General features: G+C 72.8%; 12 protein-coding genes and 1 pseudogene. 9 read left to right on the top strand and 4 right to left on the bottom strand.

The window, feature by feature from the left end; translation table 11 throughout:
* Positions 1–840: 840 nt before the first annotated feature.
* Positions 841–2,283 (bottom strand): hypothetical protein, encoded by a 1,443-nt coding sequence (locus tag ACZ7IF_RS03765; RefSeq protein WP_470962485.1) that lies wholly within the window; start codon positions 2,281–2,283, stop codon positions 841–843.
* Positions 2,284–2,413: 130 nt separating this feature from the next.
* Here ACZ7IF_RS03765 and ACZ7IF_RS03760 point away from each other — a divergent pair, with 130 nt between their 5' ends.
* From ACZ7IF_RS03760 to ACZ7IF_RS03735, 6 genes are all read left to right on the top strand, one after another.
* Positions 2,414–2,611 carry a hypothetical protein gene (locus ACZ7IF_RS03760; protein WP_470962482.1) on the top strand — a complete coding sequence of 66 codons (198 nt, stop codon included), beginning with the start codon at positions 2,414–2,416 and terminating at the stop codon, positions 2,609–2,611.
* A gap of 210 nt (positions 2,612–2,821) precedes the next feature.
* Entirely contained in the window at positions 2,822–5,284 is a 2,463-nt protein-coding gene (locus ACZ7IF_RS03755; RefSeq protein ID WP_470962479.1) for a Tex family protein, read from the top strand.
* A 311-nt stretch (positions 5,285–5,595) separates the two neighbouring features.
* On the top strand, positions 5,596–6,048 hold the full coding sequence (locus ACZ7IF_RS03750) for an ImmA/IrrE family metallo-endopeptidase (protein ID WP_470962476.1): 453 nt from the start codon (positions 5,596–5,598) through the stop codon (positions 6,046–6,048).
* The gene (locus ACZ7IF_RS03745) at positions 6,038–7,234 is read left to right on the top strand and encodes an MAB_1171c family putative transporter (RefSeq protein ID WP_470962473.1); all 1,197 of its coding nucleotides are present in this window, start codon (positions 6,038–6,040) and stop codon (positions 7,232–7,234) included. Before ACZ7IF_RS03750 ends, ACZ7IF_RS03745 begins: the two co-directional genes overlap by 11 nt.
* 21 nt (positions 7,235–7,255) lie before the next feature.
* Positions 7,256–8,038 (top strand): SDR family NAD(P)-dependent oxidoreductase, encoded by a 783-nt coding sequence (locus tag ACZ7IF_RS03740; RefSeq protein ID WP_470962470.1) that lies wholly within the window; start codon positions 7,256–7,258, stop codon positions 8,036–8,038.
* Positions 8,039–8,118: 80 nt separating this feature from the next.
* Positions 8,119–8,361, top strand: coding sequence for a hypothetical protein (locus tag ACZ7IF_RS03735; RefSeq protein WP_470962467.1), 243 nt, complete (start codon positions 8,119–8,121; stop codon positions 8,359–8,361).
* A gap of 36 nt (positions 8,362–8,397) precedes the next feature.
* Here the strand turns inward: ACZ7IF_RS03735 and ACZ7IF_RS03730 are convergent, their stop codons facing one another.
* On the bottom strand, positions 8,398–10,035 hold the full coding sequence (locus ACZ7IF_RS03730; RefSeq protein WP_470962464.1) for an ABC-F family ATP-binding cassette domain-containing protein: 1,638 nt from the start codon (positions 10,033–10,035) through the stop codon (positions 8,398–8,400).
* Between the two features lie 31 nt (positions 10,036–10,066).
* A pseudogene (locus ACZ7IF_RS03725) lies at positions 10,067–10,346 on the bottom strand (ArsB/NhaD family transporter); the annotation flags it as partial.
* A gap of 177 nt (positions 10,347–10,523) precedes the next feature.
* On the opposite strand from ACZ7IF_RS03725, the gene ACZ7IF_RS03720 reads away from it, so the two are divergent.
* Together ACZ7IF_RS03720 and ACZ7IF_RS03715 are read left to right on the top strand one after the other, a co-directional pair.
* On the top strand, positions 10,524–11,495 hold the full coding sequence (locus ACZ7IF_RS03720) for a GlxA family transcriptional regulator (RefSeq protein WP_470962461.1): 972 nt from the start codon (positions 10,524–10,526) through the stop codon (positions 11,493–11,495).
* A 239-nt stretch (positions 11,496–11,734) separates the two neighbouring features.
* The gene (locus ACZ7IF_RS03715; protein ID WP_470962458.1) at positions 11,735–12,364 is read left to right on the top strand and encodes a DJ-1/PfpI family protein; all 630 of its coding nucleotides are present in this window, start codon (positions 11,735–11,737) and stop codon (positions 12,362–12,364) included.
* Here ACZ7IF_RS03715 and ACZ7IF_RS03710 read toward each other — a convergent pair.
* Positions 12,357–13,121, bottom strand: coding sequence for an enoyl-CoA hydratase/isomerase family protein (locus ACZ7IF_RS03710; protein WP_470962455.1), 765 nt, complete (start codon positions 13,119–13,121; stop codon positions 12,357–12,359). The genes ACZ7IF_RS03715 and ACZ7IF_RS03710 overlap by 8 nt on opposite strands.
* Before the next feature lie 82 nt (positions 13,122–13,203).
* Between ACZ7IF_RS03710 and ACZ7IF_RS03705 the strand changes: the two genes are divergently transcribed.
* Positions 13,204–13,875 carry an HdeD family acid-resistance protein gene (locus tag ACZ7IF_RS03705; RefSeq protein WP_470962452.1) on the top strand — a complete coding sequence of 224 codons (672 nt, stop codon included), beginning with the start codon at positions 13,204–13,206 and terminating at the stop codon, positions 13,873–13,875.
* Positions 13,876–13,937: the final 62 nt, after the last annotated feature.

The following is a 13,937-nucleotide window of genomic DNA, read 5'->3' as shown; positions in this document are numbered from 1 at the left end:
ACCGTATTCACCCGTGACGCCTCAGGTCATGTCCATGGCTCCTGCTGTCACACGATCGCCATTCGGCCGTCATGATCCCGCGCCGGGCCGAAGGTGCCGAGGGGCCTGCTGACCTGCGGATTCCTGTTCGGATACGGCATCGAAGGTGTAGGTATTCCCGTTCGGCCGGGTGGGCGTGCCGTGTTGACGAGGCGTCAGCGCCAGGGGCGGTATTCGGACGCGCGTGCGGGGCGGACCCCGCCGTTGAGGCGGTGTCCGCCCGGGGCAGGGGCGAATTCCGGCCGCTGGAGCGGTGCCGGACCGCCGGGGGCGTGTGCGGTGCAGAGTGGCCGGATCGGCATTCTTGCGGAATGCGGAGCTCGCCCGCCCTGACCGGGCGGGATCGGCGCACGGGCTGGACCCGCTGCCGGCGGGCCCGGCTACCACCCCGGCGGACTCCCCGGGCCGCGGGCGGCGGTCGTGGACCGATACACCGGGCAGGGGCTGCGCACCGCGTCCGAGCAGGTCCTGGTCGCCATCGGCGCCCCGCAGGCCTTGTCGGACCTGGGGATTCGGGCGCGCGGCCAGGCCCTGGCCGTGCGGCTACCGGCAAACGTGGACGCGTCGTGTGCCCGGCGGCCGGCCGGACCGAGGGGCGTTGTGGGTCGAACTACCCGACGGGCCCGACGCGTCGGTCTCCGTCCGAGTGGCGCTGCGACACGGCGTGGAGCTTGTCCCGGGCTCCCCCACCGACCCCTCGGGCGCTCGCGACGCGTACGTCCGCTTGCCGTTCGGCCTCCCGGCCCCCCGCCTGTCCCGCTCCTGGACCGCCTTGCGCGGCCCGGCGCTCCCGCCGCGTGGCTACGGGCCCTTCCCGGTCACGGTCAAGCGGGCCTTCTCCAGGAGCTCCTTGTAGGGCGTCTGGTCCCCGGCGCCGCGCACCTTCGAGAGGCCGTACCGCTCGATGTTCGACTTGTTGTAGAGGGGATCATTGGGCTCGAAGACGATCGTGTCGCCCGGCGGCGATATGGCCACGTCTATGCGCGACCGGTCGCCGATGGGTGCCACCCGCCACACGGAGATGCGCTGCGGACCCCGGGCGATATTGAGGATCTCACTGCTGTTGGAGATTCCGGATTCGTTTCTGTATTTCGTCTCCGCCGGTTCCTTGCAGCGCCACTTGCCTTCCTTCTTGAGGGTTTCGACGGTCGCGCGTGACTGTTCGTACTCGGGAGCCAGTGTCATTCTGTCCCGCCTGATGATGTATGCCTCGGTCTGGGCTCTGAGTGCCTCGCAATCGACCTCATTCTCGGGGCTCTTGGGCTTCTTAGGATCCTTGGGAATCTTGCAATCATTGATCTCGACGACCACATCCTGTGCGACTTCTTCCCCTGGGTTCAGCTCGCGCCCTGCGGGCGTGACGAATTCGCCGTCGTAGATCAATTTGTCGGCAGGGGGTCTGCCTCCGGACATGCTGTTCGCGGACCCGCCGTGGATCCAGTAGATGCTGCCCAGGACGTAAACCGGGACACGGCCGTCGTTCCGTACGTACACGTGGACGGTCACGTGCATCGGTGCTCCTGTGCCGACCAGGCTGGCCTCCCTGAACTCGGCCCCGCTCGTGATCAGCGGGGTTGTCGAATAGGGAACGTAGATCTGTGCGTATGCCAGGTTGGTGCAGGCGAGCAGGGTGGGGATGATTGCCCCGATCGCGATTCGCCCGGGATTGCGAAGGCCCTTCCATGCCCGGCATCTGATGAGTACGGTCCCGGCTGTCACGGAACCGGCGAGGAGGGCTATCGCAACCACGGACCAGCCGGTGAAATGCCCGCCGATCAGGATGAGGAGCGAGAGACTGCAGAGGAAGACGATCGCCACTCCGGCCAGGACGACAGCCCCTGAATAGCGTCTTTCTCGCTTGTGCCAGTAATCGAGGGCGGCCACTGCGGCAAGCAGTGCCACCAGGGCCGCTGCCAGCACGGAATACCCCGCGAGTCGCCCACCGAAGGTCAGGGCGTTGCGGCAGTCCTCCCAGCCGATCCAGCCGAGCAGGCACGCGGTCGAGAGGAGGCCGAGGAACATGAGGGCGCCGACCGTTCGGCGCTGCACCGTTCGGTCCGGCCAGACGGTGCTGCCTCCGCCGAGCCACTGGACGGGGTGCCTGCATCTCAGCCCGGCATGGTGCAGGAAGTCGTGGAGCTCCCCGCGGGACCGCACCTTGGCCGCGCACTTGCCGTTGATCGTGACTTTTCTCCAACCAAGGTCATCAGGCGGCCCTACGGTTACTTCGGGCGTGTTCGCCATGTCACCAGCCTGCCGCCTGTTCTCCGAAGGCGCCCCCGGAGCGACGCGCGCCCATCGGAGTGCAGTCGAGGCGGTTCAGGTTGAACCTGGATGTGACGGGTCTGTGTCGCTCACCCTCACGGGAGTTCCCATGCGTACCCGACTTCTCGGCTTCATCGCCGCCCTGGTCCTGGCGGCTCTCGGCACCACGGGCCCCTCCGCGCAGGCCGCCGTTCCCGCCGTCGACGGTCCGACGTGCGTGGCCTACCACGGATCGGTGGAGTACGACTCCGTATCCGGCCTGTGGATCTGCGTGGGAGGCCACTACGACGGCGAATCCATCAACTGACGACGACCGCTCCCGTCGGCGCGGTCACCGCCGCCTTCTGCGACTACCGGCCCGAGCTCGGCGGCGCCTTCGTCAAGCGGGCCGTCGCCGCCGGCGCCTTCCCGCGCGACCTCTTCGGAAAGGGCTGAGGGGCTCCCGCGGACCACCGGCGGCACCTGCCACAATTGACAGCCTTCCACGCAAACGCACGAAGGCAGGCGGGACCGCACAGTGACCATGTCCATCGAAGGCAGGATCGCCGAGGAGCTCGGCGTACGGGAACGGCAGGTCAAGGCCGCCGTCGAGCTGCTCGACGGCGGCTCCACCGTGCCGTTCATCGCGCGCTACCGCAAGGAAGCGACCGAGATGCTCGACGACGCCCAGCTGCGCACCCTGGAGGAGCGGCTGCGGTACCTGCGCGAGCTGGAGGACCGCCGCGCCGCGATCCTCGACTCCGTCCGCGAGCAGGGCAAGCTCGACGCGGAGCTGGAGGCCCGGATCGCCGCGGCCGACACCAAGGCCCGGCTGGAGGACATCTACCTCCCCTTCAAGCCCAAGCGCCGCACCAAGGCCCAGATCGCCCGCGAGGCCGGCCTGGAACCCCTCGCCGAAGGCCTGCTCGCCGACCCCTCCGCCGAACCGGCCGCCGCCGCGGCCGCGTTCGTGGACGCCGGCAAGGGCGTCGCCGATCCGGCCGCCGCCCTGGAGGGCGCCCGCGCCATCCTCACCGAGAAGTTCGCCGAGGACGCCGACCTGATCGGCGACCTCCGCGAGCGCATGTGGGGCCGCGGCAGGCTCGCCGCGAAGGTCCGCGAGGGCAAGGAGGAGGCGGGCGCCAAGTTCTCCGACTACTTCGACTTCGCCGAGCCCTTCACCGCCCTCCCCTCGCACCGCGTCCTCGCCATGCTGCGCGGCGAGAAGGAGGACGTCCTCTCCCTGGACCTGGAGCCGGAGGAACCCTCCGAAACCCCCGGCCCCTCCACGTACGAGGGCCTCATCGCCCGCCGCTTCGGCGTCGCCGACCGCGGCCGCCCCGGCGACAAGTGGCTCGCCGACACCGTCCGCTGGGCCTGGCGCACCAAGATCCAGGTGCACCTCGGCATCGACCTGCGGACCCGGCTGCGCGCCGCCGCCGAGGACGAGGCCGTACGGGTCTTCGCCGCCAACCTGCGCGACCTGCTGCTCGCCGCCCCCGCCGGCACCCGCGCCACGCTCGGCCTGGACCCGGGCTTCCGCACCGGCGTCAAGGTGGCCGTCGTCGACGCGACCGGCAAGGTCGTGGCCACGGACGTGATCCACCCGCACGTCCCCGCCAACAAGTGGGACGAGTCCATCGCCAAGCTCGCCCGCCTCGCCCGGCAGCACGCCGTCGAGCTGGTCGCCATCGGCAACGGCACCGCCTCCCGCGAGACCGACAAGCTCGCCGGGGACCTCATCACCCGCCACCCCGAGCTGAAGCTCACCAAGGTGATGGTCTCGGAGGCCGGCGCCTCCGTGTACTCCGCCTCGGCCTTCGCCTCGCAGGAACTCCCGGACATGGACGTGTCCCTGCGCGGCGCCGTCTCCATCGCCCGCCGCCTCCAGGACCCCCTCGCCGAGCTGGTCAAGATCGACCCGAAGTCCATCGGCGTCGGCCAGTACCAGCACGACCTGTCCGAGGTGAAGCTGTCCCGCTCGCTCGACGCGGTCGTCGAGGACTGCGTGAACGGCGTCGGCGTGGACGTCAACACCGCCTCCGCCCCGCTGCTCTCCCGGGTGTCGGGCATCAGCGGCACCCTCGCCGAGAACATCGTCGCCCACCGCGACGCCAACGGCCCCTTCCGCAGCCGCAAGGGCCTCAAGGACGTGGCCCGCCTGGGTCCGAAGGCGTACGAGCAGTGCGCGGGCTTCCTGCGGATCCGCGGCGGCGACGACCCGCTGGACTTCTCCAGCGTGCACCCCGAGGCCTACCCCGTGGTCCGGGCCATGGGCAAGGCGGCGGGCGCCGAGGTGGCGGTGCTGATCGGCAACACCTCGGTGCTGGGCTCCCTGCGGCCCGAGCAGTTCGTCACCGAGGCCTTCGGCCTGCCCACCGTCACCGACATCCTGCGCGAGCTGGAGAAGCCGGGCCGAGACCCGCGCCCCGCCTTCAAGACGGCCACCTTCAAGGACGGCGTCGAGAAGATCGGCGACCTGGCTCCGGGCATGATCCTGGAAGGGGTGGTCACCAACGTGGCCGCCTTCGGCGCCTTCATCGACATCGGCGTCCACCAGGACGGGCTCGCGCACGTGTCGGCCCTGTCGAAGACCTTCGTCAAGGACCCCCGAGACGTGGTGAAGCCGGGCGACATCGTCCGGGTCAAGGTCATGGAAGTGGACATCCCGCGCAAGCGGATCTCGCTCACCCTGAGGCTGGAGGACGAGGCCGGCGCCGAGCGCGGCGCCGGCGCCCCCCGGCAGCGGGACGAGCGGCAGGGCGACCGCCGGGGCGGCGGCGGGCGCCCGCCGCAGCAGCGCGGCGGCCAGGGCCAGGGGCAGGGCCAGCGCGGCGGCGACGGCCGGCGCCAGGGCGGTCAGGGCGGTCAGGGAGGTCAGGGCGGCAAGGGCGGTGGAGGGCAGCGCTCCGGCGCCCCGGCGCCCGCCAACAGCGCCATGGCCGACGCCCTGCGCCGGGCCGGGCTGACCGGACCCGAGGAGGGCCGGGGCCGCCGGTAGCGGCACGCCGGGCCGCGGCCCGGACGACCTCCGGCAGGAGTGGCCGAATACCCACCCCGCCGGGGGAACCTCCTTGCCAACTCCCCGGAACGATCTGTAGGGATGGTGGAACGCCCGTTCGCCCGTGCGGACGGGCGTTCCCGTTTTCCCCTCCGGGACCGCACTCCCGAGGCCGCCTCAAGGCACAGGACGCCATGCCGATGCCCACCCCCCACGCCTACCGACGCTGCCCGAGAAGGGGTCCGAAGAGGGAACGCATGCCCTATCGGGATCTCAGCCTGCGCAAACGGTGCGAGACGATTCTCGGTCACTTGGACCTGACGACCCCGTTCTCCCTGGAAGGCCTGTGCACGCACATGGCCGACCGGCGAGGCCGCCCCATCCGTCTCCACCCGCTGCCCAGGGAGGCCGCAGAATCCGGCGTCTGCGGGCTGTGGGTCGGCACTGAGACCGTGGACTACGTCTTCTACGAGGCCCACACCACCCCCCTGCACCGGGAGCACATCGTGCTCCACGAGCTCGGGCACATCCTCTTCGGCCACCACTCCCTGGAGAGCGAGGAGACCGACGGCAGGGCCCCCGTCGTCCGTGGCCGCACGAACTACACCACCCTCCAGGAGCAGGAGGCGGAGATGCTCGCGAGCATGATCCGCATCCGCACCTCCACCGCCGGCCACCCCCGCCGCGCAGCCGCCCACCGGGGAGCCCTCGCCCGGCTGGAGTCCGCCATGGGCTACGTACGGGGCCACCGCGATGGCAGCTGAACTCGCCGCCGCCGGCGACTGGCTCGCCGTCCCCAGCGTGGTCTGCCTGTGGATCGCCGTCCTGCTCCGCGCCCCCGGCGCCCTGCGCTCCCCGGAACAGCGCGGACTGTGGCTGGCCGTCGCCACCGCGGCGGCCGCGATGACCCTGAACCTGCCCGCCGTCGTCACGTACGCCATGAGCCGCGAGCCCTCGTACGCCCACACGGTCGGCCTCGTCCGCAACCTCATCGGCGTCCTGTCGGCGGGCGCCGTCCTCTACTTCGTCGCCGCCGCCACCCGCGGACGCAGGCTCCAACTCGCCTCCTGGGCGGGCACGGTGCTCTGGTTCGCCGTCCTCCTCACCCTGGACGCCACCGCCCCCGAACACGGCACGCACACCATCCCGTCCGCCGGACAGCCGGTGCCCTCCCTCGCGTACTGGCTCGTGCTGATCTCCGCCCACCTGATCGCCAACACCATCTGCGTCTTCGTCTGCTGGCGCTACGGCCGCCGCTCGGAAAGCGGCGCACTCGCCCTGGGACTGCGGCTGTTCGGCCTGGGCACCGCGCTGGCCTGGGCGTTCTGGTTCGCTTACCTGCTCAAGGCCCTCTTCGGCAGCACCTGGGCGCTGCCCGCCCTGCCGCTGATGATGAACCTGCACGGCCTGCTGCGCGCCGCCGCGATCCTCGTGCCCACCGTGTTCACGCTGCACCGCACCCTCGCCGACGCCACCACCGCCTGGCGGCTGTGGCCGCTGTGGCGGGACCTGGTCCAGGCCGTCCCGTACGTGGTCCTCACCGAGCCCCGGACCGGGCGGCTGCTGGAACTGCTCTGGCCGCCCGTGCCGCGCAACCTGCTCGTCTACCGCAAGGTCATCGAGACCCGCGACGCGATCCTGATCCTGGGGGAGTACGTCACCCCGGGCGTGCCGGAGCTCGCACGCGGCCATGTCGCCGGTACGGGCATCCCCGAGCAGCGGCGCACCGCCGCCGCGCTGGCCTGCGTACTGAAGGAGGCCCGGCGGGTGAAGCTCGCCGGACTGCCCGGGCAGCCGCCGCGGGCCCCCGCGCTGGACCTCCCCGCCGCGATGCAGACCTCGGCCGAGGGCGGGGACCTGGCGGACGAGGCCAGGTTCCTGGTGGACGTCGCCCAGGCCTACGCCTCGCCCGCGGCCGCCGCCTTCGCCCCCGTCACCCGAACCGCCTGAACGCCCAGGAAGCGAACCCACGTGCCCACCACCGTACTGATCACCGGGGCCAGCGCCGGCCTCGGCGCCGCCTTCGCGCGGGCCTTCGCCGCCAAGGGCTGCGACCTGGTCCTCGTCGCCCGGGACAAGGACCGCCTGGAGGCCCTGGCCGCCGAACTCGCCCGGGAGGACGGCAGCACCTGCGAGGTGCTGCCCGCCGACCTGCTCGACCCCGCCGCCCTCTCCACCGTCGCCGAACGGCTCGCCGACACCGCGCGGCCCGTCGACGTCCTGGTCAACAACGCCGGATTCGGCCTGCCCGCGCCCTACCCGTACAACCCGGTGGAGGACGAGGAGCGGATGCTCGACCTCCTCGTGAAGGTCCCGCTCCGGCTCACCCACGCGCTCCTGCCGGGCCTGCGCGAACGCCGCCGCGGCGCCGTGCTCAACGTCTCCTCCGTCGCGGGCCTGCTCCCGACCGGCACGTACGGGGCGGCGAAGGCCTGGATCACCGCCTTCAGCGAATCCCTCCGGGTCGACATGGAGCCCTACGGGGTCCGCGTGCTCGCGGTGGTCCCGGGCTTCACCCGCACCGAGTTCCAGGAACGCGCCGGCATGGACGTCAGCGCCCTGCGCGACGCGGTGTGGCTGGAGCCGGAGGCCGTGGTGGCCAAGGCCCTGCGCGATCTCGCCCGCCGCCGCCCGATCAGCGTCACGGGCCGCCACTACCAGGCGTACGCCTTCGCGGCCCGCCACCTGCCGCGGGCCTTCGTGGCCCGCAGGATGGCCCGCGACCGGCGCCCCCCGGCCGGCACGGCGGACTGAGCGGGCCGGTTTGCGGGGCCGCCGTCCGGGCAGCCGCCGGGTGAGGGGGACAGCGGCCCGAGGGCAGAGGAGGACCTGCCATGGACGAGCAAGGCGGAGCCGGAGGCGTCCCGCTCCACGGCGAGGACGCGGCACAGCACCGCAAACCGCACGTCAGGCGGGACCCGCCGTCCCGGGAACCGCGCCCCGAGCCGGAGCTCGCCCCCGTCCGGCGTGAGGACACGGACGAGGCGAGCCGCCTCGACCGCCCCCACGGCCAGGACCAGGACCCCGGCGAGCCCCGCAAGCACCGCAGCCACGGCAAGGGCCCCGACGAGTTCTAGACGACGAGTCCTGGACGGGGTTCCCCCGGCTGGTGGTCAGAGCTCGGTGACCTTGCCGGCCGCGACTTCCAGCCTGCGGGTCACGTGCACCGCGTCCAGCATCCGCCGGTCGTGCGTGACCAGCAGCAGCGTGCCCTCGTAGGCCTCCAGGGCCGATTCCAGCTGCTCGATCGCCGGCAGGTCGAGGTGGTTCGTCGGCTCGTCCAGCACCAGCAGGTTCACCCCGCGCCCCTGGAGCAGGGCCAGGGCCGCCCGGGTGCGTTCGCCGGGGGACAGGGTCGCCGCCGGGCGCAGCACGTGCGCCGCCTTCAGGCCGAACTTGGCCAGCAGCGTACGCACCTCCGCCGGCTCGGTGTCCGGGACGGCCGCGCAGAAGGCCTCCAGCAGCGGCTCCTCGCCGAGGAACAGGCCGCGCGCCTGGTCGACCTCCCCGACCAGGACGCCCGAGCCGAGGACGGCCGAGCCGGAGTCCGGGGTCAGCCGGCCCAGCAGGACCGCGAGCAGGGTGGACTTGCCGGCGCCGTTGGCCCCGGTGATCGCCACCCGGTCCGCCCAGTCGATCTGCAGGCTCGCCGGGCCGAAGGAGAAGTCGCCGCGCTTGACCGCCGCCTCGCGCAGGGTGGCGACCACCGAGCCGGAGCGCGGGGCCGCGGCGATCTCCATGCGCAGCTCCCACTCCTTGCGGGGCTCGTCCACGACCTCCAGGCGCTCGATCGCGCGCTGCGTCTGGCGGGCCTTCGCGGCCTGCTTCTCGCTGGACTCGCCGCGCAGCGCCTTGCCGATCTTGTCGTTGTCGCTCGACTTGCGGCGGGCGTTGCGCACGCCCTTGTCCATCCAGTTGCGCTGCATCTGCGCCCGGCCTTCGAGCGCGGCCTTCTTGTCCGCGTACTCCTCGAACTCCTCGCGGGCGTGGCTGCGGGCCCGCGCGCGCTCCTCCAGGTACGACTCGTAGCCGCCGCCGAAGAGCTTGATCTGCTGCTGTGCCAGGTCCAGTTCGAGGACCTTGGTGACGGTCCGGGTCAGGAACTCGCGGTCGTGGCTGATGACCACCGTGCCCGCGCGGAGCCCCGTCACGAACCGCTCCAGCCGCTCCAGACCGGCCAGGTCCAGGTCATTGGTGGGCTCGTCGAGCAGGAACACGTCGTAGCGGGACAGGAGCAGGGAGGCGAGGCCCGCCCGGGCGGCCTGGCCGCCGGACAGGGCCGACATCGGCAGGTCCAGGCTCACCGCCAGACCCAGCTCGTCCGCCACCTCCTGGGCGCGCTCGTCGAGGTCGGCGCCGCCGAGGTTCAGCCAGCGGTCGAGGGTGTCCGCGTACGCGTCGTCGGCGCCCGGAGTGCCGTCCACCAGCCCCTGCGTGGCTTCGTCCAGCGCCGCCTGCGCGGCGGCCACGCCGGTCCGGCGGGCGAGGAACTCCCGCACCGACTCGCCGGCGCGCCGCTCCGGCTCCTGCGGGAGGTGGCCGACGGCCGCCCCGGGCGGGGAGAGCCGCAGCTCACCGGTCTCCGGGGTGTCCAGCCCGGCGAGCAGGCGCAGCAGGGTCGACTTCCCGGCGCCGTTGACACCGACGAGTCCGATGACGTCGCCGGGCGCGACGACGAGGTCGAGACCGGCGAAGAGCGTGCGCTCACCGTGCGCGGCGGTGAGGTTCTTGGCGACGAGGGTTGCAGTCATGATGCCCCGATCCTATCGGCGCGCCGCCGTCCTACCCGCCGATCAGCCGCAGGCCCGCCCACAGGGCCGTCACCGCCGCCGCGAGGGACACCGGCGTGGTGAGAGCCCGAGCCGGGTGAACTCGCCCAGCCGGACGTCCTCGCCGTGCGCGTGCAGGAGCCGCCGCCACGGCAGGTGGCCAGGGAGCCGGCGTACGTGAGGTCCGGGCCGATGTCCACGCCGATCGGCACGGCCAGCACCACCCCCGGCCCGCCGGGCGCGGCCGGGGGCAGCAGCGCGAGCACCGCGGGCAGGTTGTTGATCAGGTTGGCACCAGGAACACCCCGCCCAGCAGCCCCGCCGCCCCCCGCCCGGCCGCGCGCCGGGCAGGACGGCACTCCGGACGGCGTGGCGGGGGACCGCCCAAGGATGCAGCACCTCCGCCGCGTGTCCGTATAGGTGGGACACCCGTCATTGCGGCCATCGCTGCCCCGTCACAGGATGGAGGCATGTCACCGCGAAACGTGCTCGTCGTCCTCTACGACGGGGTGCAGAGCCTGGACGTCACCGGCCCCGTCGAGGTCTTCGACGGAGCCGGCCGCCTCCGGAGGGAGGAGGGCTACGCGATCCGCACCGCCTCCCTCGGAGGCGCGCCGGTACGCACCAGCAGCGGGCTGACCCTGCTCCCGGACGGCGGCCTGGAGGGTGCCCGCCCCGGCCCGGGGACCACCCTCCTGGTGCCCGGCGGCCGCTACACGGCCGACTTCGAACCGAGGCTCACCGACTGGCTGCGCGCGTACGGGGGTCGCGCGGAGCGACTGGTGTCGGTCTGCACCGGGGGACTGCTGCTGGCCGAGGCCGGGCTGCTGGACGGGCGGCGGGCCACGTCGCACTGGTCGGTGTGCGAGCGGATGGCCCGGGACTACCCCCGGGTGTCGGTGGAACCGGACCCCATCTACGTCCGCGACGGCCCCGTCGCCACCTCGGCCGGGGTCACCGCCGGGATCGATCTCGCGCTGGCGCTGGTGGAGGAGGACCTCGGGCGGGACGCGGCGCTGGTGATCGCCCGGCACCTGGTGGTGTTCCTGCGCCGCCCCGGGAACCAGGCGCAGTTCAGCGCGCAGCTGGCGGCGCAGACGGCCAGGCGGGAGCCGCTGCGGGACGTCCAGCAGTGGATCACCGAGCACCCGGACGGGGACCTGAGCGTGGAGGCCCTGGCGGCCCGGGCGGCGCTGTCGCCGAGACACTTCGCGCGGGCCTTCCAGGCGGAGACGGGGGTGACGCCGGGGCGGTACGTGGAGCGGGTGCGGGTGGAACACGCGCGGCGGCTGCTGGAGGAGGGCGGGGAGGGGGTCGCGCAGATCGCCCGCTCGTGCGGCTACGGAACGCCGGAGGCCCTCCGGCGGGCGTTCGTCAAAACCCTGGGCCAGCCCCCGGCCGAATACCGCCGCCGCTTCGGCCGCCGCCAGCCTCCTCCGTGACGCGGGCCCCGCACCGCGCAGCGCCGGCCACCCGCAGACGAGCCATCCGCCCCAGCCCATGCCCGTGGTCCCGCCCGGCGGCCCGACGGACGGAGTCCGGCGCGGCCGCGCGTCAAGAAGGGGTGCGGCGCGTCAGAAAGGAACGTGCCGCCGGGCACGGTACGGGCGTTGTACCGGCGCCCGGCAAACACAGGCTTCCGCCCCCGCACGCAGGGGCGGCCAACCGCTCCGGAGGAGCCATGCAGATCGCCGTACTGCTCTACGACCGTTTCACCGCGCTCGACGCCGTCGGACCCTACGAGACCCTCAGCCGCATCCCCGACGCCGAGACCGTGTTCGTCGCGGAGCGCCCCGGCCCCGTCCGCACCGACAACGGCGCGCTCGGGCTCGTCGCCGACAAGGCGCTCGGGGAGGTGACCCGTCCGGACATCGTCATCGTGCCCGGCGGGCCGCACCCCGAGGCGGAGATGGAGAACCCCGCCGTGCTCGACTGGCTCCGGGCCGTGGACGCCACCAGCACCTGGACCACCTCCGTCTGCACCGGCTCGCTCCTCCTCGCCGCCGCCGGCCTGCTCGACGGCCGGCGGGCCACCAGCCACTGGCTCTACCTCGACAGGCTGGTCCCCTTCGGCGCCGAGCCCACCGGCGAGCGGGTGGTCTTCGACGGCAAGTACGTCACCGCCGCCGGCGTGTCCTCCGGCATCGACATGGGGCTCGGCCTGCTCGGCCGGATCTCGGGGGACGAGTACGCCCAGGCCGTGCAGCTGCTGTGCGAGTACGACCCCCAGCCGCCCTACGACGCCGGCTCCCCGGAGAAGGCCCCGGCCGAGCTCGTCGCCCGGATGCGCGCCGCCAATCCGCTCAGCTAGTACCGGTACGGTCCACCGGCGGACGCCAGCCGAAGTCCGGAGCACGCCGCTCCAGGAACGCGGCGACACCCTCCGCGGTGTCGCCGCTCGCGGCGGCCTGGGCCGCCCAGTACGCGTCCCGGCCGGTGCGGCCGTCCGCGAACTCCTTGGCGGCGGCCTGCGTCAGCCGCGAGCGGGTGGTCAGGATCCGGGCGAAGGCGGCCACCCGCTCCTCCAGCCGGCCCGCCGGCAGCAGCTCGTTCAGGAACCCGGCCCGCAGGGCCGTCTCCGCACCGATCAACTCCGCCGAGAACAGCAGGTACTTGGCCCACGCGGGGCCGACCACCGAGGCCAGCCGCCGGGTGGAGGACGCCGGGTAGACGATGCCCAGCCTCGCCGGGGTCACCCCGAACCGCGCGCCCTCCTCCGCGAAGCGCAGGTCGCACGCGGCAGCCAGCTGGCTGCCGCCCCCCACGCAGAACCCGCGGATCGCCGCCAGCGTCGGCTTCGGGAAGGCGGCGAGGGCCTCCTCCGCCGCCACGGACAGGGCCTGCGGGTCCTCCTTGCCGGTGAGCGAGGAGATGTCGGCCCCCGCGCAGAAGGTCGGACCGGCCCCGGTCAGCACCAGCACCCGTACGGCCTCGTCCTCGGCGAGCAGTTCCAGCAGCTCCGGCAGCGCCCGCCACATCGAGGCGGTCATGGCGTTCCGCTTGGCCGGGTGCGAGATGACGACGGTGGCGACCCCGTCGGCAAGCGTGTGGTGGAGGGCTGCGTCCATGCGCCGGATGCTATCCCGGGCAGCCGATCCTATGATCAAGGGGAGTCCGACCCCCGGGGGGTGCCGAGGAGGTGGCACGTCCATGGGCGCCGACCGCAGTGACCCGGGCCCGCGGCAGCGGGAGCAGGAGCAGCTGAAGCGCGGCTTCGGGCTGCTGGCCCTGCTCGGGGTGGTCCTCGTACTGGCCGGGCTGGTGGGCCTGGTCTACACGGGCGTGGCCACCCTGACCTCGATGTTCCTCTTCGGCTGGCTGCTGCTCATCGGCGGCGTCGTCGGTCTCGCGCAGGCCGTGCAGTCGCGGGGGAGCAACTACTTCTGGCTCGCCGTCATCGTCGCGGCGATCAACCTGGCCGCGGGCTTCGTGATCCTGCGCCGTCCGGAGGCGAGTGCCGAGGCCCTGACGATGTTCGCGGCCCTGCTCTTCCTCACCGGCGGGGTGTTCCGCCTCGTCGGCGCCCTGGTGGTGCGCGGGGCGAACTTCGGGATCTCGCTGGTCCAGGGTGCCTTCGGGCTCCTGCTGGGCATCCTGATCCTCTCCAACTGGCCCGGCAGCAGCCTGTACGTGATCGGAACCTTCTTCTCGCTCGCCCTGCTGTTCGACGGACTCAGCCTGGTGGGGCTGGGCATGGGAGCCCGCCGGATCCTCGGCCTGGTCAGGGAGGATGACGAGACGGCCGCCCCGGGCGCGGCGGGCGGGACGCGGGAGGAGGCCGGGAAGCGGCCGCCGCCGGATCAGGAACAGACCAACAACTGACTCTGTCATAAACCAGTGGTCAGAAAGCGTCCGATTGACGCTGACTTCTGGTCAGCGGCGCG

This window comes from Streptomyces sp. NPDC037421, assembly GCF_055602105.1.
Note: the sequence above shows the minus strand (reverse complement) of the source record. Positions and strands in the feature narration are given on the sequence as shown.